This window comes from Bacillus sp. z60-11 (assembly GCF_046464135.1).
Lineage (GTDB): Bacteria > Bacillota > Bacilli > Bacillales > Bacillaceae > Bacillus > Bacillus sonorensis_A.
In genome coordinates this window covers 77489-100882 of sequence record NZ_JBIYSN010000001.1, presented here as the reverse complement: position 1 = coordinate 100882, position 23394 = coordinate 77489, and the positions used below count along the sequence as shown (strand labels likewise).

The 23394-nt window shown below is 45.1% G+C and carries 23 protein-coding genes; 10 read left to right on the top strand and 13 right to left on the bottom strand.

The window, feature by feature from the left end; all coding sequences use genetic code 11:
- Positions 1-168: 168 nt before the first annotated feature.
- From ACINLD_RS00585 to ACINLD_RS00575, 3 genes are all read right to left on the bottom strand, one after another.
- Positions 169-429: a hypothetical protein gene (locus tag ACINLD_RS00585; RefSeq protein WP_026586217.1), complete on the bottom strand. Its 261-nt coding sequence runs from the start codon at positions 427-429 to the stop codon at positions 169-171.
- A 144-nt stretch (positions 430-573) separates the two neighbouring features.
- Positions 574-972, bottom strand: a complete 399-nt coding sequence (locus ACINLD_RS00580; RefSeq protein ID WP_026586216.1) for a hypothetical protein — start codon at positions 970-972, stop codon at positions 574-576.
- Positions 973-1088: 116 nt separating this feature from the next.
- A complete protein-coding gene (locus tag ACINLD_RS00575) occupies positions 1089-2462 on the bottom strand; it encodes a hemolysin family protein (RefSeq protein ID WP_026586215.1) in 1374 nt (457 codons plus the stop codon).
- 311 nt (positions 2463-2773) lie between these two features.
- Between ACINLD_RS00575 and ACINLD_RS00570 the strand changes: the two genes are divergently transcribed.
- A complete protein-coding gene (locus ACINLD_RS00570; protein ID WP_026586214.1) occupies positions 2774-3199 on the top strand; it encodes a MerR family transcriptional regulator in 426 nt (141 codons plus the stop codon).
- Positions 3200-3258: 59 nt separating this feature from the next.
- The gene (locus ACINLD_RS00565; protein ID WP_026586213.1) at positions 3259-4578 is read left to right on the top strand and encodes a hemolysin family protein; all 1320 of its coding nucleotides are present in this window, start codon (positions 3259-3261) and stop codon (positions 4576-4578) included.
- A gap of 45 nt (positions 4579-4623) precedes the next feature.
- Here ACINLD_RS00565 and ACINLD_RS00560 read toward each other — a convergent pair whose 3' ends face one another.
- On the bottom strand, positions 4624-4980 hold the full coding sequence (locus tag ACINLD_RS00560; protein WP_026586212.1) for a DUF805 domain-containing protein: 357 nt from the start codon (positions 4978-4980) through the stop codon (positions 4624-4626).
- A 141-nt stretch (positions 4981-5121) separates the two neighbouring features.
- Between ACINLD_RS00560 and ACINLD_RS00555 the strand changes: the two genes are divergently transcribed.
- Positions 5122-5718, top strand: coding sequence for a TetR/AcrR family transcriptional regulator (locus ACINLD_RS00555; RefSeq protein ID WP_026586211.1), 597 nt, complete (start codon positions 5122-5124; stop codon positions 5716-5718).
- Entirely contained in the window at positions 5718-6986 is a 1269-nt protein-coding gene (locus tag ACINLD_RS00550) for an acyl-CoA thioester hydrolase/BAAT C-terminal domain-containing protein (RefSeq protein ID WP_236251212.1), read from the top strand. The genes ACINLD_RS00555 and ACINLD_RS00550 overlap by 1 nt, the downstream gene beginning before the upstream one ends.
- 63 nt (positions 6987-7049) lie before the next feature.
- Here ACINLD_RS00550 and ACINLD_RS00545 read toward each other — a convergent pair whose 3' ends face one another.
- The 3 genes from ACINLD_RS00545 to ACINLD_RS00535 form a co-directional block, all read right to left on the bottom strand.
- Positions 7050-7652: a lysophospholipid acyltransferase family protein gene (locus tag ACINLD_RS00545; RefSeq protein ID WP_026586209.1), complete on the bottom strand. Its 603-nt coding sequence runs from the start codon at positions 7650-7652 to the stop codon at positions 7050-7052.
- Between the two features lie 310 nt (positions 7653-7962).
- Positions 7963-8925, bottom strand: coding sequence for a tetratricopeptide repeat protein (locus ACINLD_RS00540; protein ID WP_409445026.1), 963 nt, complete (start codon positions 8923-8925; stop codon positions 7963-7965).
- Between the two features lie 62 nt (positions 8926-8987).
- Complete coding sequence (locus tag ACINLD_RS00535; RefSeq protein ID WP_256860466.1) at positions 8988-9152, bottom strand: hypothetical protein; 165 nt, start codon at positions 9150-9152, stop codon at positions 8988-8990.
- Between the two features lie 470 nt (positions 9153-9622).
- On the opposite strand from ACINLD_RS00535, the gene sigM reads away from it, so the two are divergent.
- Genes sigM through ACINLD_RS00520 form a run of 3 tightly spaced genes read left to right on the top strand, consistent with a single transcriptional unit; the run spans position 9623 to position 11455 of the window.
- Entirely contained in the window at positions 9623-10114 is a 492-nt protein-coding gene (sigM, locus tag ACINLD_RS00530; protein WP_003180127.1) for an RNA polymerase sigma factor SigM, read from the top strand.
- On the top strand, positions 10107-11177 hold the full coding sequence (locus tag ACINLD_RS00525; RefSeq protein ID WP_409445028.1) for an anti-sigma factor: 1071 nt from the start codon (positions 10107-10109) through the stop codon (positions 11175-11177). The genes sigM and ACINLD_RS00525 overlap by 8 nt, the downstream gene beginning before the upstream one ends.
- Entirely contained in the window at positions 11165-11455 is a 291-nt protein-coding gene (locus ACINLD_RS00520; protein ID WP_026586207.1) for a hypothetical protein, read from the top strand. Before ACINLD_RS00525 ends, ACINLD_RS00520 begins: the two co-directional genes overlap by 13 nt.
- A 175-nt stretch (positions 11456-11630) precedes the next feature.
- Here the strand turns inward: ACINLD_RS00520 and ACINLD_RS00515 are convergent, their stop codons facing one another.
- Positions 11631-12002: a GNAT family N-acetyltransferase gene (locus tag ACINLD_RS00515; protein WP_409445030.1), complete on the bottom strand. Its 372-nt coding sequence runs from the start codon at positions 12000-12002 to the stop codon at positions 11631-11633.
- Positions 12003-12174: 172 nt separating this feature from the next.
- Here ACINLD_RS00515 and ACINLD_RS00510 point away from each other — a divergent pair, with 172 nt between their 5' ends.
- Positions 12175-13572: a PLP-dependent aminotransferase family protein gene (locus ACINLD_RS00510; RefSeq protein WP_077737130.1), complete on the top strand. Its 1398-nt coding sequence runs from the start codon at positions 12175-12177 to the stop codon at positions 13570-13572.
- An 82-nt stretch (positions 13573-13654) separates the two neighbouring features.
- A complete protein-coding gene (locus ACINLD_RS00505) occupies positions 13655-14530 on the top strand; it encodes a GyrI-like domain-containing protein (protein ID WP_409445032.1) in 876 nt (291 codons plus the stop codon).
- A 127-nt stretch (positions 14531-14657) separates the two neighbouring features.
- Here ACINLD_RS00505 and ACINLD_RS00500 read toward each other — a convergent pair whose 3' ends face one another.
- From ACINLD_RS00500 to ACINLD_RS00490, 3 genes are all read right to left on the bottom strand, one after another.
- Positions 14658-16283: a pyridoxal phosphate-dependent decarboxylase family protein gene (locus tag ACINLD_RS00500; RefSeq protein WP_409445090.1), complete on the bottom strand. Its 1626-nt coding sequence runs from the start codon at positions 16281-16283 to the stop codon at positions 14658-14660.
- A gap of 25 nt (positions 16284-16308) precedes the next feature.
- Positions 16309-17667: a sodium-dependent transporter gene (locus tag ACINLD_RS00495; RefSeq protein ID WP_409445034.1), complete on the bottom strand. Its 1359-nt coding sequence runs from the start codon at positions 17665-17667 to the stop codon at positions 16309-16311.
- Positions 17668-17805: 138 nt separating this feature from the next.
- The gene (locus tag ACINLD_RS00490; RefSeq protein WP_026586201.1) at positions 17806-18897 is read right to left on the bottom strand and encodes a citrate synthase/methylcitrate synthase; all 1092 of its coding nucleotides are present in this window, start codon (positions 18895-18897) and stop codon (positions 17806-17808) included.
- 111 nt (positions 18898-19008) lie between these two features.
- On the opposite strand from ACINLD_RS00490, the gene ACINLD_RS00485 reads away from it, so the two are divergent.
- The gene (locus ACINLD_RS00485; protein ID WP_409445036.1) at positions 19009-19887 is read left to right on the top strand and encodes a LysR family transcriptional regulator; all 879 of its coding nucleotides are present in this window, start codon (positions 19009-19011) and stop codon (positions 19885-19887) included.
- A 672-nt stretch (positions 19888-20559) separates the two neighbouring features.
- On the opposite strand, the gene ACINLD_RS00480 is transcribed toward ACINLD_RS00485, so the two are convergent.
- A complete protein-coding gene (locus ACINLD_RS00480; protein WP_077737135.1) occupies positions 20560-21375 on the bottom strand; it encodes a C40 family peptidase in 816 nt (271 codons plus the stop codon).
- Positions 21376-21890: 515 nt separating this feature from the next.
- Entirely contained in the window at positions 21891-23297 is a 1407-nt protein-coding gene (locus ACINLD_RS00475) for a SpoVR family protein (protein ID WP_026586198.1), read from the bottom strand.
- Positions 23298-23394 lie beyond the last annotated feature (97 nt).

The window sequence follows — 23394 nt, the reverse complement described above, 5'->3', positions numbered from 1 at the left end:
GCCCGCCTAAAGGCAGGGGAAAATCCACGAATGTCAAGTAAGATCGCTGCCTGACGAAAAAAATCCATTTTGGCTTTCCGTCAAAATGGATTTTTTTCGCTTTAGCCTTATTCGATCATCGTCATACTTTCCCCGCTTGCTGCTTCCACATATGCCTCCCGGGACCAATCAGCCGTCATGTTCGATTTCCTCTTTTGTCAACGGCTTAAAAATGTTTTTTGAGCCTGAATAAAAACCGACTGATGACAATCCAAGCCAGGTTCCGATCATCATGTCTTCCTTCCAGTTCCCCGATGTCAAAAACAAAGAAATCCAGATTCCGAACATAATCGCAAAAACGGGGAGAAATCGTTTCTGAACGCCCAAAATCTTTACCGTATGAACCAAACCTGTGACAAGCGGAACGAGTGCGATATCAGAAATATCCATGCTCTTTCTCCTCCTTAGTTTGTTGAAACAAAGGCCGGTTTTCCTATACACCTGCCCCTGTTTTCATCATCATATAAGAAAGCAGCCCTCATGCCGCGTCAACATTCCGTCAATAAACTGAAGAATTCCCGAATCCACCCCGTCCTAAATATTCGTAATCGCCACCAAGCTGACGAGCAGCTTGTCCAACAGCGCTTTTTTCATTAAAAACAGCGTTTTTTCACTGCAGCCGATTTCCATTGCACATTTGCCCATGCTCCAATTATGGAAATAGCGGTATTCAATAAATGTGCGCTCAACCTCATCCAATTCGGCCAAAGCCGTTTCCATGGCGTCCAGCAAATATTGATAGAGTCTTTTTTCCGAGGCGATTTGATCGTTCACATCCGCTTCTTTGATCAATCCGCTTTCCGCTTCCTTATCCATCCTCCTTTCCAAATTGAATACGGCGGCTTTGTAATTTTTCCAATTGCGCAAATGAAATTCGATTCGCTTCATATACGTTTTCTTTTCATTCTCGGAAAGGCTTTCATACCAAAGCACAACCATCCCCCCCTATAAACAGAACATTTGTTCCCATTATAAACGAACGAATGCCCTTGTTCAAATGCCTTTTCTCTCAGGGTCTTTTTTCTTACAAACATAAAAATCACCTTGAGCTACTTTTCGCTCAAGGTGATTTCGTTTACGACAATCGGGTTTGACGGTGCCAGCTCCACGTGTTCTGTCGTCTGCTCCTGTTTGATTTCCACATGCTTGATCAGCCGGCCTTCCATCTCAAGCACCGTGATCGTATAGGAGCCGACATGAACCGCCTCTCCTTCCGCTATATCTATATTTTCCTTCAACACGAGTCCGCCGACCGTTTCGACTTCCTCCTCCTCGATCTCATCGGCAAACAGCTCATTGACCTGATCGATTCTGACCTTTCCGTCCATGATGTACTCATGCTCGGAAACCTTTTGAATGAGCGGTGTTTCGTCTTCATCAAATTCGTCTCTGATGTCACCGACGATTTCTTCGAGAATATCCTCAGTCGTCACAAGGCCTGACGTTCCCCCGTATTCATCCGTTAAAATCGCCATGTGAATCCGTTCCCGCTGCATTTTAATCAGCAGCTTTTGCACAGGGACGGTGTCAATCACTTCAATGACGGGACGGACGTAGGCTTCAAGGGACAGCCGCTTTTTCTCCGCGTCCGACATGAACAGCATATCGGTAAACAGCTGTTTCGTGTTGATCATGCCGATCACATGGTCCTTATCGCCTTTATAGACGGGCCAACGCGTGTATTTTTCTTTCAGCATCACAGACAGCGCCTCATCGATCGGCATATCCACAGAGACGGAAGCGATTTCTGTGCGCGGCACCATGATTTCTTTGGCGATCCGATTGTCAAACTCAAAAATTTTATTGACGTATTTATATTCAGACGGATTAATTTCTCCACTTTTGTAGCTTTCTGATAACAGGATTCTCAGCTCTTCTTCGGTATGGGATTCATCCTTTTCCGAAGCGGGCTTCAAACCGAATAATCCGGTCAGCACTCTGGCCGACGCATTCAGCACCCATATGAATGGGAACATGACAACATTGAAAAAATGCAGCGGTCCTGCCAGCCACAATGTGATTTGTTCGGCTTTTTGGATCGCGATCGTTTTCGGAGCGAGTTCGCCAACCACGACGTTCAGGAATGTAATCAGGCAAAAAGCGATGGCAACCGACAGTGCATGTGAAACAGAATCTGAAACATGCAGGCTTTCAAAGAGCGGATGCAAAACCTTTCTGACCGTAGGCTCACCCATCCAGCCCAAACCTAAAGCAGTGATCGTAATTCCAAGCTGGCAGGCTGACAAGTACTCATCCAAATCAGACACCACTTGCTTTGCCCGAACTGCCCTTTTATTTCCTTCCGCTATCAGCTGATCAATCTTTGAGCTCCTCACTCTGACAATCGCAAATTCTGATGCTACAAAAAAAGCGGTCAAAGCAATCAGAACGCCGATGATAATCAGACTAACTATATCGTCCATTTAACCTTATCCCTAAAAGGATAAGGAGTCACCTCCTGATGAAATCAAATTCACGTAATAAGGCTGATGTGTGTTCTGTATGAATGACTATGCAGAGGGCCCCATCAAACCACCTCCAAGCCAATATATACTATTATCTTACTTTATTAAAAAAGAGTCAGTCAAATGTCTAAACTTTAAATCTAACAATATTTTCACAAATTTTTAGAAAAATAAAGCGGTCTGCATCATGTTCTCGCCCTTTTTTATTCAATTAACTTGTATAAACGGCTTCTAATATATTAAAATGTTTTATAACTATAACGTGATGGTTGAGGAGGGATGCAGATGGGGCAGAGAAATATCGTATTGGCGAATTAGCAGCTGCAGCAGGCGTAACAAAACGGACCGTTGATTATTACACGAATCTCGGGCTTTTAACGCCTGACAGATCATGTTCAAACTACCGTTATTATGATGAAGTTGCTCTCAAACGGCTGAAATTTATTACAGACTGCAAGCAGCAGAGATTGGCCCTGTCCGACATCAAAATGCGGCTGGAAAACCAGTTTCCCTCTTCAACAGTGAATGATGACGAAATTGGAAGCCTGACGGCGGAAATTGATCATGTCAATGACAATATCTCCGTGATTATAAACAGAATGAAACGGCTAAATCCCGATGAGCGGGAGATTCTCAAAAGCCGGCTTTCTCCTGAAAAAATGACGGTCATCCAGTCATTTTTGCTGCTGCTTTAGTTAATCTTTACTAAACAGGAGGTGTTACCTTCATTCTCACGCTAGAGTGAAGGTCCTAATTGGAAATAGTTAATTTGATTTTTGTTGCTGTTTTAATTGCTTTGACAGCATTTTTCGTAGCGTCTGAGTTTGCGATTATCAGAATCAGAAGCTCGCGGGTTGACCAGCTGATTGCTGAAGGAAACAAAACAGCGGTATCGGTCAAGAAAGTGATCACGCATTTAGACGAGTACTTATCGGCCTGCCAGCTCGGCATTACTTTGACGGCACTCGGCCTTGGATGGCTCGGGGAGCCGACGGTCGCCCGTCTGCTTGAACCGCTTTTTACCGAATGGAACATTCCAAGTTCTGTTTCACATATCGTGTCCGTTGTGATCGCCTTCAGCTTCATTACGTTCCTGCACGTTGTCGTCGGGGAGCTTGCACCAAAAACGCTGGCGATTCAAAAGGCGGAAGCGATCTCCTTTGCATTCGCAAAACCCCTGATCTGGTTTTACCGCATCATGTTTCCATTCATTTGGGCGCTGAACGGATCAGCAAGGCTGTTGACGAAATCGTTTGGCCTTGAAGCGGTTTCGGAAAACGAAATGGCGCACTCGGAAGAAGAGCTGCGGATCATTCTGTCAGAAAGCTACAAAAGCGGCGAAATCAATCAGTCCGAGTTCAAATATGTAAACAAAATTTTTGAATTCGATGACCGTCTTGCCAAGGAAATCATGATTCCGAGAACAGAAGTCGTCAGCTTTCCGCATGATATGAAAATCAAGGATATGATCGACATTACGAAAGCCGAAGGATACACGCGCTATCCCGTCGAGGACGGCGATAAGGACAACATCATCGGCGTCGTCAATGTCAAAGAAATACTGACGGCCTGCATCAGCGGAGAATGCTCCAAAGAAGACACGATTGAGCAATTTATCAACCCGATCATTCATGTGATCGAAACCGTTCCGATTCACGATCTGCTCCTCAAAATGCAGAGGGAACGCGTCCACATGTCCATTCTGTCCGATGAGTACGGCGGAACGGCCGGACTGGTTACGGTTGAGGATATCATCGAAGAAATCGTCGGTGAAATCCGCGATGAATTTGATATAGACGAAATCAATGAAATCCGCAAAATCGATGAAGATCACTACATCCTCGACGGAAAAGTGCTGGTCAACCAGGTCAACGATCTGCTCGGCATCCAGCTGGACAATGAAGAAGTTGACACGATCGGCGGGTGGTTCCTGACGCAGAAATACGACGTCCAAAAGGGCGACATGATCGCAGAACAGGGATACGAGTTTACCATTAATGAAATCGACGGCCACCACGTCTCATATGTAGAGGTCCAAAAAGCGGCTGAACCGCTGCTTGAAGAAGCGGAATAACAATATAAAGATGGATGTTCATTCTGAACATCCATCTTTTTTTGGTCATTTAGGATTCGGCCCGTATTGATTTTCTCCCTTTTCTCCGTCTAGACAAAGCAGTATCAATAAAGTCAACATGCCAATGAGAGGAATAAAGACGATGAAGATCCATCCTCCGTTTTTTCCGGTATCATGCAGCCTGCGAATAGTAACGGCCAGAGCCGGCAGAAAAACGGCGATCAAATAAAGTCCGCCCAGAAAAGAATCGGTGCCAGTTAACGGAAGATTCATCAATCCTTTAATCACACCGTAGATGACAAGAACCAAGTAAGAGAAAATGGCAAATGTCCAAAACTCCTTCCGTCTCGCCCTCCCTTGAAACCCTATATAATTCTTCAACGCTTTGAAATACCATTTCATATCAGTTCCTCCAATACGATAGAAAACATATACATTGTGTAAATAGTGTTTATCAGCCGCTGATCAAAAATGTAACCACTTGATTACATCACGAATTCCCTTTAAAATGTAACCATCCGATTACATTTCAAGGAGAGACATATGACAAAACAATTAACGAGAGAACGCATTATTCAGGCGGCTCTGAATCTCTTTAAAGAAAAAGGTTTTACAGCCGCTTCAACCAGAGAAATCGCCGAAAAAGCAGGTGTCAATCATTTAACCCTTTTTAGACATTTCGGCAATAAAAAAAATTTATTCCGGGAAAGCGTGATTCAACATGTCACTACGGACGATTTTATCCGCGGTCTTGAAGAACATCTGACCGGAAATCTGCTCGCGGATTTAACATTGATCGCAGAAACCTATTTCGAAGAAAATTTGGAAAAAGACAGCGTCTTTTGGGTTTACTTCAGGGAATCAACACAAGATAGCGGGATTTCTGAATTGATCATGGAAATTCCCCGGCGTTTAAATCGCTTTTTAGCGTCTTATTTGGCAAAGCATCACAACCGCCAAAACATTTCAAAAGAAAGGTTCTGCATTCTCAGCAGCATGTTTTTCGGGCTGCTCAATCAATACATCATGTTCCATCATCTGCCCGCATTCAAGGAAGCATTCTACGATCAACCAGAAGACTATATTGAGGAGTGCGTCGAATTGTTTCATGCAAGACTTGAAAAGGAAGTGCTGTCTTGATGAGCCCCCAGCCTGTATTACACGCCCCTTCCGAATCTCGTTGGGATGAAAAAATCGAGATCAAAGTCACCGGGCTCACACCGATGGAGATGATTGATATCATGGTTCAAGCGGAGGATGAATCCGGCGTCAACTGGAGATCGCACGCCGTTTTTCAAGCCGATCCACTCGGGGAAGTTGATCCTGGTGCGGCTACTCCACTAAAAGGCACATATCAAGTGCAAGATCAAATGGGACTTTTCTGGTCGATGCAGCCTGTCGGGTCTTCCTGCTCATTCGAGAAAAAAACGGTTCATCCTGCTGTTTTCCGCATCGAGGTAAAACGGAAGGGATGTGTCATCTTGCGCAAAGAAGTGAAACGGGTGCTTCTTTCTGAAACGATCGACAGACAGGAAGTGAAGGAAAACGGATGGTACGGAACCTTTTTCCGTCCTCATAACGCTGTCCGGCCGCCCGTTATCATCGTTTTAGGCGGCTCTGACGGAGGGCTTGATGAAACATTGGCAGGCATGTTGTCAAATTACGGATATGCGACGCTTGCGATTCCTTATTTTCAATACAAAGAGCTTCCCGGACAACTGATGGAAATCCCGCTTGAATACTTCCAAAAAGCCATCGCATGGCTTCTTCGCCATGATGGCATCAATCATGACCGAATCGGAATATTTGGACGGTCAAAAGGGGGAGAATTGGCGCTTTTGATCGCATCTCACTTCCACGAGATCCGTTTTGTGATTTCTCATGTAGGGGGAGGGATCGTCTTTCAAGGCGTCGGCTTGAAAAAACTCCGGCGTACATCTTCCTGGAGCTTTGGAAGAACGCCGCTCACCTTTGCATCTCTTCCGTGTTTCAGCATTCTTTCCCTGTGGACATTCATCAAACAAACAATAACAGGGCGGCCGCAGTCTTTTCTCTCCCTTTATCAAAAGGCATTGCGTCACGTAAATGATGATCATCCCTCTATCATCAAAGCCGAACATATCAATGGGCCCGTCCTTCTCACGTCGAGTACAGATGATTCCGTATGGCCATCGGCACTCATGAGCAAAAAAGTCGCCGAACGGCTGAACAAGAAAGGCTTCCCCCATTCTGTTCTGCACTTAAGTTTTGAAAATGCCGGACACAATATCAGGCCCCCTTATTTTCCAACCGCTGCGCGCCAGAGCCGAAAGGTTGTATACGGGGGAAACACTGAGGCGGATGCCAAGGCCTCTCGGACATTTTGGCGGGAATTGCTTTTGTTTTTGGAAGAAACGGCTTTACGTTAAGTTACTCCCCAAGAAAGAACACTCCCGCAATTTAAGGGAGTGTTCTTTCTTGGCAATATGTTCTTATGACATCTGCTTTAGCTGCTGTTCAAGCCCTTTAATACTTTCATTTAAAGCCTCTGTCATTTTCGCCAGCTTTTCTTTTGACGAATATTGAGCAAAGTCTTCCTGATTGAGCGGCTCGCCGATGATCAGCTTCATTTTGCCTTTCTTGAACAGCTCTTTTCCGTTGGACGGCCCGCTGTAAGCCGCCGGCACAAGCGGTGCTTTTCCCATTTGGGCGATCGTGACCGCCCCTCTTTTTAAAGGAACGTCTTCCGATGTTCTCGTCCCGCTCGGAAAAATGCCGACGATCTTTCCTTCTTTCAGCAATTTAATCGGGGTTTTGATGCTGCTCGGCCCCGGATTTTCCCTGTCGACCGGAAAAGCGTTGATGCTTGAAAGGAAAGAACCGGATAATTTATTTTCAAAAAGCTCTTTTTTCGCCATGTAGTGAATTTCATGAGGCAAAATGCCGACTCCTAATGCGACGACATCCACCCATCCGGAATGTGTGCAGGCCAGCACGAAACCCGTATCTTTAGGAAGGTTTTCCTTATTGTATACTTTAATTCCGCCGCGCAAAGAAAGAATCACTTTTGCAGCATTACCGATAAACTGATACATATGGCACTTCCTTTATTGTAGTAGTCGATTTTAGGTTTTCCTTTTCTATTATAACAACTTTTTTTATTACCTGGTACTAAAAATTGATTTTTCATTAAAAACTGGGGATTGAGGCTTCATATACGGGCTCGTTTTAGCTGATATTTCGCGTTTTAAGTGCACTGACTTCGCTGACATACTCCTGAAAGACTCGAGTTTTCCTCGCCCCAAAAACGAGAAAGGCCCTTCTCATAATTTGAGAAAGGCTGGTGTTTCACTTTAACCGAATACTGCGTTTTCAGCAATTTTTATCGGCAAGGTTTCGTTAGCTTCAATTGAGCTTGATGTCATATTGTAAAGACCTAAAACAAGAAGACCGCCTAAAACTGCAGTTGCAATAATAGATTTCATACGCTTCATGATAATACCTACGCGTCAATTTAAGAATTTGATCCTTCGCATGACATGCCTGTTCAAAGTATTTCGCTGAATGATAAATATTTCCTTCTTTTTTGTAATGAAGTGCAATTATGGTTGTTAATTCTGCAACATCTGACCACAACTTTTTTTCTCTCAGCTGTCCCAAAGCTTCGTCTATTTTTGCAGGATCGTGCCGATCATACAATGAGTATATCATTTGAAGCTTTGCCTTATATTCAAATTCATCTTCTGCATCGGCCCAGGAAAAGCTTTGTTGATACCAACGACGAGCTTCATTCAATAAATTTTGTTTATAATTCACTCGGCTCAACATATATGTACTGCGTATTCCAAAAATCGAATTTTCGCGTTCTTGAATGTTTGCCGCTTGTTCAAAGTATGTTTTTGACTCGTCCAACAAATCTCTTCTTTCGTAACACACCCCTAAATTAAAACATGCAAAGCTTTCAATAAGGCTGTTTTTATTGTCGCGTGCCTTATTTAAAGCATGTTTATAAAGCTTTGCGGCTTCTTCAAAACGATATAAATCAACTTGATTAGCGGCAAGTACCATTTCGCTGTTAATCACTCGATTGCTGTACTCTTCATAAGCCTTAAATGAATCTAACGCTTTTTCAATGTGATTTAGCGAAAAGAAGTGTTGCTTCATTTTGTAATAGGCGATTGCCACTTGATAATGAAATTCTGCTATCTCGATTTCATCCGGAATTTGTTGAAGCTTAGATTCCGCTATCCTGTAAAAATGAATGGCATCGGTGAAATTCTTCATATAAAATTCATACATACCGCTGAAGAAATAAAAATAATATTGCAGCATGTCGTCCGTCTTCTTTTCTTCAGCTTGATGTTCCATTCTTTTCAAGAGACTGCCTGACAAGCTATATTGATCAACCAGCATTTTATATCTTGAATCTATTAAATTAAAGACAGTAGGACATCTTGGTCTTCTTCCATGTTTTTAAGAGCATGTTCAATCTGATCTCTCATTAATTTTGCTTTATGAACCTGCTGAAGCTTAATGATCCCATACCATTGATTTAACATGTTTCCCACTTTTTGAGACGGTATTTTTACACTCAAGGCCCCTCATCCCTTTCCCCAAATTGAAATTTTTCAGTCTAATGAAAATTTTTTACATCTTTTTTGATTTATGGTAATTATTTTGCGGAAGGAGGCATTTTTTGACAACTGGATTTGTGCTATTCCGTCTATTCAATTTACCGCAGTCTATAGATCGATTTTCAAGAACCCGTCTGTGTCCGGTTCTTCAGTAAATAAAAAGCACTCCGTCAGCTAACCCTTGACCAATAACAAAGCTTTATGGTATCTCTAATTTTCTGTCGTTATCTAACACGAGTTTGTCCGGGCGATTGGGGGAACTTTCAAAAATTCCCTCTCATCCATCATTAGTTTTTTTGAACATGTTCAGTTATTATATAGGATAGATGATTTTTAAGGGTAAGAAATTGGAGGAAAAAACAGCCGTGGACATGTTGAGTGCAACTTCAAACCTTTCTTATGCGTTTATAACATAGAGGGGAGAAAAGGCAGTGACTATCGATGAAATTTACCAAATGTATATGAATGATGTTTACAGGTTTCTGCTCTCCATGACGAAAGACAAACATCTTGCAGAGGATTTGCTTCAGGAAACCTTTATGAGAGCCTACATACACATCCACTCTTACGACCACAGCAAGGTGAAGCCCTGGCTTTTTCAAGTGGCTCGGAATGCGTTTATCGATTATGTCAGAAAGCATAAAAAGGAAGTAACGATTTCTGACGATATGATCGGAAGCTTGTTTCAAAACGCGGTCCAAAGCCCTGCCCACCAGGTCGAGATTAAGGAAGTGTTGACGCTATATATGAACCAGCTCCCCGATAACTACCGGGAAGCGCTTACGCTGTATTATTTAAAAGAGCTGAACTACAAGGAAGCATCAAGCTTGATGAATATCTCAGAGGCTAATTTTAAAAGTGTTTTATTTCGTGCCAGACAGCGTCTGAAAGCACTTTACAACAGAGGTGTTAACGATGAATGAAGATTTCAAAAAACGTTGGGAACAGTATAAAAACGGCGAGCTTTCCGAAGCGGAAATGATCAAGGTTGAAGAAGAGCTTGAACAGCTCGAAGAGTATCAGAACATGCTGGATCAGGAAATGAAAGACGAAAATTGGGACCTCACCCTCAGTCCTGAAAAGCAAAAAGCGATTTTAAGATATGGGAAAAATAAATCATATATGCGGATTTCAGCTCTTGCTGTCCTTTCCACGCTCATCATTCTGCCGCTGTGCACGCTTGGAAGCTATTTATACTACGGCATGGGCGGACATGAAAGCAAAGGAAATGCGTTGGTGCAGACCGCTTCAATGACGGTGGCCGTCACAAAGCCGAACATTCAGGTGGATACGGATGCACTCGTCAACAAAGTGCAGCTTTTTGGCATCAAGACCCAGTTTCCATTAAAGAAACAGATCGGCAATGTGACAAAAGTGGTTGGAAACGAGGAAGTAGAGATGTTCTTTGACCAGCTGAAGGCCCCGCGGGTTCACCAATATAACCAGGAGCTCACACAGGAAGAAAGGCATTTTGTCTATCCGGGAGGCATCAAAGAAAAATCGACTTCCAAAGCCAAAGCGATCTTGAAACAATTGCCTGACGGAACGGTGACAGAAGCTTACGTTTCATTTGAAAGATCCTATCCGACAAGGGAACTGTACGACAAGTTAAAAAGATATGATGTACGCGTCCTTTGGAATGCGATTGAAACAGAAACCGATTTAAAAGAGCATCCATACGCTGAGCCGATCGGCTATCCAGGGAAGGATTCCGACCGCATTTACGTCTATCAAAATTCCGATCAAAGCGATGCGGAGCAGTTCAAAGCAGCCCTGTCATATATGATCAAACACAATAAGTGGGCTGAAACGATATCAGGCAGAAAAGACTTAAAGCTTGCAAAACGGCTTGACTACGTTGAGAAAAACGGTGTGAATGTGTATGGCGCGGTGGTGACCGGTCCTTCAAAAGAAATTGAAGAGCTGATTGATAAAGGTCCTGTAAAAGCAGCTAAAGTAGGTGAGGTGGCATTATGGAACTGGTAAGAATTTTTAAAGAGCATAATGTATTTGGATGGGTATCTGTCGCGACAGCGATTCTTTCCCTGCTCATTTTAAATTTGGCGATCATCAGCGATTCATTCGCTTATTCCTTTAAAATGCTTCCTTTTGCAATGGCCGCCATTCCGCTCGGCATCATCGAGCTATTCATCAAAAAAGGCCGGACCGGATTAGGGCTCCTTGGTGTTGTGCTCAACATTTTCATCCTCATCTGCGTCTGGACGATTGTGTCAATTGATACGAATCTGCAGCTTGGTTTTTGATGATGGAGCTTTGAAAACTAAAGACGCGGAAGTCGAGAGCGGACACCAGCGCCATAAGCCGATGTCCGCCCCGCTTTCCGGAAAGATACCCATTTGAATAAAAAACCGCCTCCGCATTTTGGTTTTACCATCACAGCAGGAGGCGGTTTTTTATGCCTTTACATCCGCTCCCCTGCTAAAGCGGCTTTCGGTATAAATAACTCGCCTTATTGTATTTCATTTTTTCTTCGTAAAAACGGTGGGCGTCGCGTCGCTGTGTCCCTGATGACAGTGCGACAGACCGACAGCCCTGCTGCTTGGCCCATTCCTCGACAGCCGAGAGCAGCTGTTTTCCATAGCCTTTTGACCGGTGTTTTTCACACGTCACCAGATCCTCCACCCAAACATGGGCTCCTTGATTTAATGTTACTCGCTTTGAGAAGCCCGCCAAAGAAACGGGAACGTCATTGCTGTACAGTGCCAAAAGCTTGTAATTTTCGGTTTTCTGCAATGTTCCAACGAGCTCTAAAAACGCCGATTCATCGAGATGCGGTCGCAGCTGTTTCATCACCGGATATACTTCCTTTCGTTCTGTTTCAGATTGAATTTCTTTGAAATAAAGCAACAATATCATTCCTTTCTATTGGTTATGGATTTACTTTAACCTGACATCTGGCATGATTAAAATAGTCAGTTTTGCTAAAATAGTGAATGCCAGTTATCTTGAAAGGTATGATCATATGGATATAACACCTTTTTTAAACCGTGAACATGACGAGCCGCTTTATCAGCAGCTGTATACGTTTTTCAAAAATGAAATCCATAGCGGACATATCCAGCCGGGGACAAAACTTCCCTCCAAACGGGCGCTCTCCAGACATTTAAACGTCAGCCAAACAACCGTTGAGCATGCATATGATCAGCTTACCGCCGAAGGCTACCTGATCACAAAGCCACGGAAGGGCTGGTATGCGGCTGAAGCAGATGGTGATTTTCAAGCGTTTTCGCCCCCTCCTCCTTTTGAAACAGCGGAGGAAGAAGCACCGCTCTCCGAGGAAGTCATCGATTTTCACCACGGCCATGTCGATCTCTCGTCATTTCCGATCTCCGCATGGAAAAAAACGCTCGCCAAAACGATTGATATTTCAAGTGCCGAACTTTTTCAGAGCGGGCCGCCGGCCGGAGATCTGTCGTTAAGAAAGATGATTGCCGTATACCTCAGAGAATCGCGCGGCGTCGTTTGTTCACCGGAGCAAATCATCGTCGGCGCCGGGACACCGATTTTACTGCAGTTTTTATGCCGGCTGTTCCCAAGAGGCGCGGCCGTCGGATTTGAAAACCCGGGATTCCATCGCTCCAAATCGGTCTTGCAGACAGGCGGGCTCAAGGTCATCCCGACAGCCGTTGATGACAGCGGAATTTGCGTCAATGAACTTGCTCAACACCAGCCCGCACTGGCTTATGTTACACCCTCCCATCAATTTCCGCTCGGCATGATCATGCCGGTCGGCCGCAGAATGAAGCTGCTTGATTGGGCGACATCACGGGGCGCTTATATAATTGAAGATGATTATGACGGAGAGTTCCGCTATGCGGGGCAGCCGATTCCCTCCCTCCACGGACTTGACCAAAACGACCGTGTTATCTATATGGGGACTTTTTCAAAGTCGCTGATTCCCTCCTTAAGAGTCAGCTACATGGTTCTGCCCCTTCCTTTGGCCGAAAAAGGACATGAGCTTGCTTCATTGTATAAACATACCGTTTCCCGCCATTTGCAGCAGGCTATCGCGAAATTTATGGAAAACGGCGAATATCAAAGACATATCAACCGTATGAGGACGCTTTACAGAAAAAAACGGAAAACATTGCTTGAAGCCGTTATACGGGAGCTGGGAGGATATGCCGCCATCAAGGGAGAAAATGCGGGTCTTCACATCATTCTTGAAATACAAGGCGAACAAAGCGAAGAACGGCTGATTTTAAAAGCGCTTGAAGAAGGCGTCAAAGTCTATCCCGCATCTGTCTCATATGCGGCGCCGCCGCAGAATACGGCTGTACTTCTCGGATTTGGAGGGCTTTCTGAAGAGGAGATTGCATTGGGCATCAAAAGGCTGCACAAAGCGTGGTTTGGTCAATAAATAAATCCCTGCACAACCGGGCACGAAAAGTCGGATGGCCTGATTCGCTTCCTGTTAATGTATAGACAAAGGAGGTTATCTTATGGATTTGCTGAAGAACATGAATGAAGCCATGTCGTACATCGAAAAACATCTGGCGGACGATATTGACATTAAAAAAGCGGCAAAGCTCGCTTTATGCTCTGAATATCATTTTAAACGGATGTTTTCCTTTCTCGCCGGTGTCTCCCTGTCAGAATACATTCGCCGCAGACGCCTGACGCTAGCGGCGTTTGAGCTGAAAGACGGCGGAGCTAAAGTGATTGATGTTGCGGTTAAGTACGGATACAGGTCCCCTGACGCTTTCACAAGGGCGTTTCAAAAACTGCACGGGATCACGCCGACGGAAGCAAGATACGGTTCTCACATGCTGAAAGCATATCCGCCGCTGACCTTCCAATTAACCATCAAAGGAGGAAGTGAAATGAACTACCGGATTGAAGAAAAGCCGGCCTTCCGCATCGTCGGCATCAAGAAAAGGGTGCCCGTCATATTTGACGGAATCCATCCGGACATCGCCGCCATGTGGAAAACGTTAAACAGCGATATGATCAAGCAGCTGAAAGAACTGTCCAATGTGGAGCCTGGCGGAATCATTCAAGCGTCCGCCAATTTTTCTGAGGGGCGGATGGAGGAGCAAGGTGAGCTCGATCATTATATCGGCGCCGCTACAACGAAAGAGTCCCCGCAGCATTTTACACATCTTGAAGTGCCAGCTTCAACATGGGCCGTATTCGAAGCGATAGGCCCGTTTCCCGATACACTGCAAAGTGTGTGGGGGCGGATTTATGCAGAATGGTTTCCATCCGCAAACTATGAACAAATCGAAGGGCCGGAAATCCTTTGGAACGAGCACCAGGATATCGCCTCGCCGACGTTCAAAAGCGAAATATGGATACCGGTTCAAAAAAGGAACTGAGCGGTAGACAGACGGAATCCCCACATATAAAAGCCGAGTCTTCAAAGCCTGCTTTTCACATCGTGAACGAAAAAAGATATGGGAGAAGGGAATAAAATAAGGCCCTTTTTCCATATCTTTTTGACGTTTACCAGGTTGTGACATCCGACGATTCAACATGCGCTTTTAAAAAATCAATATACCCGTCAACCGCTTCAACCGTCGTGTAAGGAGACACACTGTAAAATTTCTGCACGTAGAGCGGTACAGGCGACCGGCTGTCAGCAGGATAGACATATTTTTGTTTTTTGGTGCTGCCAAAATACGTCTGATTGCGGAACCTCCCCAATCTTTCCGCAATTTTTTCATTATACTTATTGATGTTTTCCACTTCCGCCTCTGTAATGTTTCCGGTGAGTTCATCTTGATAGCGGACATCACGGGGGTAAAACCGGAATGTCGTCACCGGCGAAGCATCATTGGTGACAGCTGCATTTGAAAAAGCTTCTGTCAGCTTTTTGCGAAACGCGAGATTGACCCTGATGTAATTCGCTAAAATCTCTTGGTAGCCTTGGATGCCGAAAGCAAGCAATGACGCATAAATCGGAATGCTGCTCCCCATTCGTGAGCATTCCAGCGTATAGCTTGTATGATAGCTGCCAAATCCTCTGTTTCCGACATACGGCGTCTCATCCGGGTCAAGATCGACCGCTTTTAAAGCCTTCCTGTTTTTGATTAAAAAAAGACTTGTCGTATATGGGGTTTGCCCGAGTTTATGAAAATCAAAGACAAGGCTGTCCGCAAGATGCAGGTGCTGAAAATGCGATCTGTAGCGGACAAGTGTTTCAAGCACTTCCTCCTCAAACCGGAGCGGATTTTCCGCAACATCATACCCGTTAAAAAAGCTGTACATTCCGCCCATCGCCGTGTCGGCATGGATGTAGATATGGGGCAGGCCGTATTTGCCTTCAAGCTCCTCCGTCACCTGCCTGATCCCCGCTAAATCATCGATTCCGAATGTATCTGTCGCACCAAGCGTTGCCATCACATAAACCGGTAGTCCGCCGTCAGCAATGACAGCCTCCATTTTCTCACGCAGATCGATCAGACTCATCGCATGATCGCGACCAGTTTTGACCTTGATCAAATGGTCCGTTCCTATCCCTGAGGCTTCCATCGATTTATAGAGGCTGAAATGCGACAGTTCGGAACAAAATGCGTACAGATGGTGCGGCGTCCCTTTTTGATTCGCTTCCGGACACGCATTTGCGATCGCGATCCTGAGCGATTGAAAGACGGCGCCCTGTCCTCCCCAGGTCGTAAAACCCGCGCTTGTTTGCCTGTCAAGCCCGACGATGTCCGAGAGCATGCTGGTGATTTTCACCTCTGCTTTGGCAGCTGCCGTGCCATCGACATCCCATAGATTATTTCCATTTAAAAGAACCATGAGCAGATTGCCCGCAATGCTGGCATTGTTCGGCAGCGGGGTCGCATTCGCTACATAATGCCGATTGAGAAAACGATGGCCATCCGCCAATGTCAGCAGTTCTTCAACACTCTTTTTTGCTCCAAGCCCTTTCACAGGCAAAACGGCCTCATCGATCACTTTCTCGTAATAATCTGACGCAACGGCTGATGCAGTGCCGAGCGCCAGCCGGCCCGGATCTTTCAGCTTATCGATTCCGCTCAGGACGGTTTCAAGCAGTCCGAGCAGCTCAAACCGCGCCTCATGATTGCCATCCTCGCTTGGAAACATCTTTTGAAGGTGTTGCATCATAATCTCCCATCTCCTGATCAATTTAAAATGAAAATACGCCGATTAAGTTTAAGAAAACAAGAACGATCGCGAGCGGAACAAGAAAGCGGAGCAGGTAAAACCACACGAGAAAGAACCCTCTCCCCGCCTTTGATCCGCTTTTCATCTCTTCAAATAAATCGCGCTTTGACAATTTCAGCGGCACAAAAATGGAAATAAACAGCGCTCCCAGCGGCATCAGCACATTGCTGACAATGTAATCCGCCGCATCAAAGAACGTCTTGTCAAAAATGAACGGCTGATGAAGCACACCGAATGACAGACATGAAGGGATGCCCGCGGCAAAAATCAGAAGCCCGATTGTCCAGGTCCATGTCGCCCTTTTGGCCTGCTCACCTTTCGTCACAGCGGCGACGATGATTTCGATCATCGAAAAAGCCGATGTCAGCGCGGCAAATAAAAAGGCGACCAAAAAAGCGATAAAGAACAGCATGCCGAACGGAAGCTGGCCAAAAACTGCGGGCAGCACCGCAAACAATAAGGTCGGACCCTCATCAGGCTTAAGGCCGAATGAGAAGACGGCCGGAAAAATCGCCAGACCGGCCAAAAGTGTGACGGCAAGATTCATGATGACGATCGACAGCGCCGATTTTGGCAGGTTTTGCGTTTTTGACAAATAAGAGCTGTAGGTCACCATCACGGACACGCCGAGTGTCAATGTGAAAAAAGCTTGTCCAAGCGCAAAAAGGACCGCCTTTGGCGTCAGGCTGCCAAAGTCCGGGACAAGCAGGAAACGAACGCCGTCCATCGCATGATCTAATGTTAAAGCCCGTAAAACAAGGGCGATAAATAAAATAAATAAGAGCGGCATCATGATTGTACTGACCCGTTCGATTCCTTTTTGTACACCTTTGGCAACGACAATGATCGTCATGATGATAAACAGAAGCTGCGCTGCCAGCGTTTGCCATGGATCTTGTATGATCGAGCCAAAAAGGGCCCCATATTCAGCTTGTGAAAGACCCGACAATGAACCGGACACAGCTTTCATGATATACAGCAGGATCCAGCCGCCGATCACACTGTAAAAGGACAGCACGAGAAAACAAGCGGCGATTCCAATCCAGCCTGTGACCACCCAAGGCGTCCCCGGTGCTATTTTTTGATAGGTGCCGACGGCATCGGATTGGCTTTTTCTTCCTAAAATAAATTCCCCAAGAAGCAAGGGATACCCTAAAAGGATTGTAAAAAGGACAAACACAAGGAAAAATGCGCCCCCTCCGCTCGTTCCCGCCACATAAGGAAACTTCCAGATCGCTCCGAGACCGATGGCAGATCCCGCGGCGGCGAGGACAAATCCTATTTTCGATGCCCATCTTGCTGTGATTGTGCGATCGCTCATTCATACACTTCCTTTCTATTACTTTTTCTATTATCTCTTACCGAGAGGCTTTTTTTAAAGTGATCTTATAAATTCTTATTTTTCGGAATTAATAAACAAAAAAACACGCACTTCAAGTTCAGAAGGCGTGTGTTCTCATTATTGGGTGACCGTGTCTCCGATATATTTGGCCGACGGCCGGAAAATCGTATTGTTTTCGGCCTGCTCCAAAACGTGGGCACACCAGCCGACCATTCTGGCAGCCGAAAATGTCGGCGTAAACAGCGATGCGTCAAAATTAATCGCTTTCATGACGGCTGCTGCGTAAAACTCAACATTGGTGTACAGCTTCCGGCCCGGTTTATATTCTTCCAACAGGCGGATCGCCGTATTCTCAACATGAAGCGCCAGATCAATATCCTTGTCGCCTCCGGCAATTTCCTCCGCTTTGATCCGCAAAGCCTTCGCTCTCGGATCATGCGTTTTATAGACCCGATGTCCAAATCCCATCAATCTCTCGCCTTTTTCCAGCTTCGCTCTCAGATAGCTTTCAGCACGATCCTTTTCACCGATATCCTCAAGCATTTCAGTCACCGCCGACGGTGCTCCGCCGTGAAGAGGTCCTTTCATGGTCCCCAGTGCGGACGTAATGCTTGACACAAGATCGGATTCGGTAGATACCGTCACCCTTGCCGAAAAGGTTGAAGCGTTCATGCCGTGTTCCATCGCGAGAATCATGTATGTTTCGAGCGCTTTTTTCTGCGCTTCGGTCGGACGCTTTCCTTTCAGCATATAAAAATAATTTTCCACAAAGCCAAGTTCAGCATGCGGCTGCACAGGTTCCTCTCCATCGATCAGGCGCTTTCTGAAAGCGATGATGGACGGTGCGGCAGCAATCAGCCGAACGGCTTCCTCCATCGTTGGGCGGAACGTATACGTTTTATCCCCGAATGAAGAGATAACGGTGCGGAGAACCGCCATATCGTCGAATTCTCTTGGAAGACAGGCGATCAGCTTTTCAGCCGCTTCCGGCAGCATGCGGAATGAAGCAAGCGTTTCGGTGAATGAGCGAAGTTCTTCCTCTTTTGGAAATGTTCCATTCAGTATTAAATACGCAATTTCTTCAAATGTCGAAGCAAGCGCCAGTTCATCTGCACGATATCCTCTGTAGATCAGTTTTCCCTTTTCACCGTCAATATGGCTGATCGCTGTTTCAACACAAGTAACCCCTTTTAATCCATGATATACCATATGTATTCCTCCTTTTTCCTTTGTTACTTTCATTATAGTTGATATAATATTTAAAAAATATTGAATTATATTGATGTCTTCGATTAAAAATATTAATCAGGAGGAGCGCAAATGGATTTTAAATGGCTACATACCTTCGTAACCGCAGCAAAATATGAAAATTTCCGAAAGACGGCAGAAACCTTATTTATTTCCCAGCCGACTGTAACCGTGCAGATCAAGCTGCTTGAAGAAGAGCTCGGCTGCGAGCTCTTCACCCGGAAAGGGAGAAGCATTCATTTGACAAAAGAAGGGAGGGCCTACCTGCCTTTTGCCCTGCGTCTTCTGGAAGACTATGAGTCTAGCATGCAAGAGCTCCACAGAATCAGGCAAGGCTATTCGCAAACATTGAATCTCGCAGTCTCGCCGCTTATCGCCGATACGATACTGCCTTTCGTGTTAAAAAAATACACATCGCTTCACCCCAATTCGGAAATCAAAGTGAAGATCGCCGAATCAGCTGAAATCGCCCCGTTGATTTCAGCTGGGAACGCAGATATCGGATTAAGCTGCTTAAAAGTTCAATCATCAAATCTGACCTGTTATTCGATGTACAGCGACCCCGTCATTCTGGTGGCCCCCCATGACGGCCGCGACTCGGAAACCGCGCCTTCGCTCGAGGTCAAAGTGCTGCTCGAAGAATATTTATTGCTGACCCATAACCACCCGGAGTACTGGGATGACTTGGTCAGACAGCTGAGAATTAAATTTCCGTTTGTGAGAACGATGCTCGTCTCCCAGACGCATATTACGAAAAGGTTTATTTCAGAAGGGCTCGGCATTTCGTTCTTGCCGCTTTCAACCGTGCGCCGCGAGCTGATGGAAGGAAGATTAATAGAGGTTCCGTGCGGATTTATGCAGCTTCCCGTCGTCGGAGGTTATGCGATCAGTTTAAAAGATAATGAAAAAGTCGAGCACTTTTTGACCTTTTTATCCCAGTTCCGATTTTAAAAACGGAAAAAATTGCTCAACCTGGCTGTCCAGCTTGTGGATTTGAGTAAGATTGAAAGCTCAAAACACGATTGCAGGAAAAAGAGCCGTCTGATTTTGGGTCACAAGGTTTATCATACTGCTGCTGAATGAGGGAATAAGGGAGAAACGCCGTATTTCGCCTTCCAGGCTGTCCTTGATGACCAAGCTTCCGGCTGCCGTACTTCACATCGTTTGGCGTGAGCTTTGACCTCTGCCCAAATTGCCGGCCTCGAAGTAAACTCAGAGGCGGCTGGAAGAGGAAGTACCGATAAAAAGTAAACCAATATCTGTTTATTTTTTATTCCACTGTGATACTATATAGGTATGACAGTGACTACTTTTAGATAGCAAGTGCTCCTAATATGATGAAGTGCATTTCTTCTTAAGAAATGCATAAAATAAAAAAAGCCCTGACTGCTGGTCACAGTCGGGCAATGTACACAAAGCTGGCCCAACAAGTGGCCCGGCTCCGAAGGTGTAAATACATGGACCTCACTCTCAAACATTGAGAGTGTTTTTATGATGGAAAAGAAAAACCCCGGGTTATTGGACGACCTTTATTCCCCCTCTCATCAGGAAATAGAAAAAGGCTGTCGATTTTTTCGACAGCCTGTCCCGTTTCTAAGCATGAACGGGTTTGGTTACATATGACTAGAAGCGTTTTGCACCAAGATAGCGCGGCTTCCAATAGCTGCTTGTCATATCGCTTGTTGTCACACCGTCTGAACCGGCATGAATGAACTTGTTGTTGCCAATATACACGCCCATATGTGACGGTCCGGGCTGGTATGTGGTAAAGAAAACAAAGTCGCCGACAGCTGGGCTTGATACGCTGGTCATGGAATTCCAGTAGCCGACTGTATTCGTTCTTGCGACATTCGTTTGTTTATTTAAGAGATACCAGACAAAGCCGCTGCAGTCAAAACCTGAAGGCGATGTGCCGCCCCATTTGTAAGGTGTGCCGATCAGGGCTTGTGCATCTGAGACAAGCTTTGATGTATTCAGCTTTGAAGAAGACGTTTGAGATTTGCTTGTCTGGCTGGATTTAACCGCTGTATTTGAAGATGCCGCTTTTGCATTCCCCTTTACCTTCAACACTTGCCCGATACGGATTAAATCTGTTTTTAAACCGTTCAGATTTTTCAGCTCATTCACCGTCATATTGTAGGACCGCGAAATTTTCCAGAGGGTGTCTCCTCTTACGACTTTGTATGTCGAAGAAGATGTGTTTGTGCTTGAAGATGTTTTACTGCTTCCATTGATGGAAAGCGTTTGTCCTATGTAAATGATATCGGAATTCAGCTTGTTTTCTTTTTTAATCTTGCTGACTGTCGTTCCGTACTTTTTGGAAAATCCCCATAATGTGTCGCCTTTTTTCACCTTAACCGTTTGTGCCGACGCCGCTCCCGCAAACAAAGTTGTCCCCAAAACAATCGCTGATGCAGCCGTTAATACTTGTTTCTTCATGTTGTCCTCCCAAAGTAGATTTTTTTATGTTTTTCAATACAAGTGATCTCTTATTGTTAGAAAGTAAAACGGCTTCTACCGCCTTCCTTTGTTTCTATTATAAGGAGACGATTCCATCAGAAATAGTCTTGACTTCCCACATCAAATTTCTTACTTATTCGTTTTCAAAAAAAGTTTTTAAGGGTATAAAACATTTCATTTACATTGCAAAGGTAACCTAAATACTACATTATTACGTTTCCAATAGGTAAATATCGGCATTTATAGAAAGACCACCCCGTCAAAACATTTACTATTCTACAATACTTATACAGCATTTTAATAAATAAGCAGAACTGGACAAACATGCTTTCTTTCCCGACTATAGTGAATGACTCTAATAGGCGGATCAATCCTTTAGACAACCGTTTGAATACAAACCGGACACACCGGTGCAGCGGTCGGCCCTTTTCAAGAGCGATTTAGCGGTTATTGGCGGTGCAGCAAAAAAAGAGGGGAATCCCCTCTTTTTCAGGCTACAAATATCTGCGATGAACAGCCTTTCCGTCATATGAAAACATGACGGGTTTATCCTCAAGCACGGTTTCGACATGCACGCTTCTTCCCCACAGCTGATGGAGGTAGGGCAGCACTTTTTCAAGATACTTTAAATCGAGTTCAATTCCTTCATACCAATGTTTGATATAGAGTTCGTTATTTTTTAAATAATCTCCGTCCTCGACGGTCAGGTATGGAAAGCCTCCGTTTACCCTCATGCTGACAAGCTGATCGCGAACGGCTTCCCATTCCTTGTCAACAATTTTATAATCCCTTCCCTGCTTTTGAAACAGATAGAGGTCTTCTCTCATCACAAGATCCTTTGTCAAGTAGTTGCGGATAAAGGAAATGTCTGATTCGATTTCCCTCACTTCAAAGATTTTCTCTTTTCCGGAGTTTGGCTCAACCCCCATTTTCTTCATGTCTTCGGTCGGGTTGTTGTAGCGTTCTTCGATGTCTTCAAAAATTTTCAAACCGAGATAATAAGGATTGATGCCGGTTTTAGATGGCTGGACGACACCCGCATTCAGCTTGGCAAATTCGATCGCTTCACTTGAGGTCAGATCCAGCTCGCGGATGATCCGCTGATGCCAATAGGATGCCCACCCTTCATTCATGATCTTGGTTTCAAGCTGCGGCCAGAAGTACAGCATTTCCTCTCTCATCATTGTGAGGATATCCCGCTGCCAATGTTCCAGTTCTCTGGAGTGCTCTTCTATAAAAAGCAGGATGTCCTTTTCCGATTTGGGCGGAAACTTTTTCTTCGCTTTTTTCTTCTTCTGTTTCGGCTCCTTCCGATCCAGCTCCCATAGATCATCATAAGGACTTGCCGGCGTTTCCGCTTCCTCCTCCTCATCATCGATGCTCCAGGATAGTTTTGGCCTGACCAACGAAGGATCAATGTGTTCTTCAATCGCCAATACCGCATCAAGAAACGCTTCCACTTCCTTTGAACCATGGATCGTCTCATAATGCTTAATCCGCTCCGCCGTCGCCGCCATGCTTTCGACCATATCGCGTTTTGTATTTTGAAAGCGGCAGTTGTTTTTAAAGAAGTCGCAGTGTGCCAAGACATGCGCGACAATCAGTTTGTTCTGGATCAATGAATTGCTGTCAAGCAAAAACGCATAGCAAGGATCTGAGTTGATGACAAGCTCGTATATCTTGCTCAGACCAAAATCGTAGTGCAGCTTCATTTTATGAAACTGCTTGCCGAAGCTCCAATGGCTGTATCTCGTCGGCATCCCGTATGCGCCGAATGTATAAATAATCTCAGCCGGACATATTTCATATCTCATCGGGTAAAAATCAAGGCCGAATCCTTTCGCGATTTCCGTAATTTCCTCAATCGCCCGCTCCAGTTCTTTTTGCTCCCGTACGCTCAATACTCAAATCCCCCCCGGTTGGACTTATCTTATTGTATGAGCCGGTTTGCGAAAAGATGAAATACGCGAAATATGTTTTAAGGCAGCTGCCAATTTG

Bases quoted from the DNA above. Each gene is read 5' to 3' on its own strand.
- ACINLD_RS00480 (WP_077737135.1), bottom strand. From the start codon at position 21,375: ATGAAGAAACAAGTATTAACGGCTGCATCAGCGATTGTTTTGGGGACA.
- ACINLD_RS00490 (WP_026586201.1), bottom strand. From the start codon at position 18,897: ATGGTATATCATGGATTAAAAGGGGTTACTTGTGTTGAAACAGCGATC.
- ACINLD_RS00500 (WP_409445090.1), bottom strand. From the start codon at position 16,283: ATGCAACACCTTCAAAAGATGTTTCCAAGCGAGGATGGCAATCATGAG.
- ACINLD_RS00510 (WP_077737130.1), top strand. From the start codon at position 12,175: ATGGATATAACACCTTTTTTAAACCGTGAACATGACGAGCCGCTTTAT.
- ACINLD_RS00550 (WP_236251212.1), top strand. From the start codon at position 5,718: ATGAGCCCCCAGCCTGTATTACACGCCCCTTCCGAATCTCGTTGGGAT.
- ACINLD_RS00555 (WP_026586211.1), top strand. From the start codon at position 5,122: ATGACAAAACAATTAACGAGAGAACGCATTATTCAGGCGGCTCTGAAT.
- ACINLD_RS00485 (WP_409445036.1), top strand. From the start codon at position 19,009: ATGGATTTTAAATGGCTACATACCTTCGTAACCGCAGCAAAATATGAA.
- ACINLD_RS00585 (WP_026586217.1), bottom strand. From the start codon at position 429: ATGGATATTTCTGATATCGCACTCGTTCCGCTTGTCACAGGTTTGGTT.
- ACINLD_RS00540 (WP_409445026.1), bottom strand. From the start codon at position 8,925: ATGGAACATCAAGCTGAAGAAAAGAAGACGGACGACATGCTGCAATAT.
- ACINLD_RS00515 (WP_409445030.1), bottom strand. From the start codon at position 12,002: ATGAAACAGCTGCGACCGCATCTCGATGAATCGGCGTTTTTAGAGCTC.
- ACINLD_RS00495 (WP_409445034.1), bottom strand. From the start codon at position 17,667: ATGAGCGATCGCACAATCACAGCAAGATGGGCATCGAAAATAGGATTT.
- ACINLD_RS00525 (WP_409445028.1), top strand. From the start codon at position 10,107: ATGAATGAAGATTTCAAAAAACGTTGGGAACAGTATAAAAACGGCGAG.
- ACINLD_RS00560 (WP_026586212.1), bottom strand. From the start codon at position 4,980: ATGAAATGGTATTTCAAAGCGTTGAAGAATTATATAGGGTTTCAAGGG.
- ACINLD_RS00575 (WP_026586215.1), bottom strand. From the start codon at position 2,462: ATGGACGATATAGTTAGTCTGATTATCATCGGCGTTCTGATTGCTTTG.
- ACINLD_RS00505 (WP_409445032.1), top strand. From the start codon at position 13,655: ATGGATTTGCTGAAGAACATGAATGAAGCCATGTCGTACATCGAAAAA.
- ACINLD_RS00545 (WP_026586209.1), bottom strand. From the start codon at position 7,652: ATGTATCAGTTTATCGGTAATGCTGCAAAAGTGATTCTTTCTTTGCGC.
- ACINLD_RS00520 (WP_026586207.1), top strand. From the start codon at position 11,165: ATGGAACTGGTAAGAATTTTTAAAGAGCATAATGTATTTGGATGGGTA.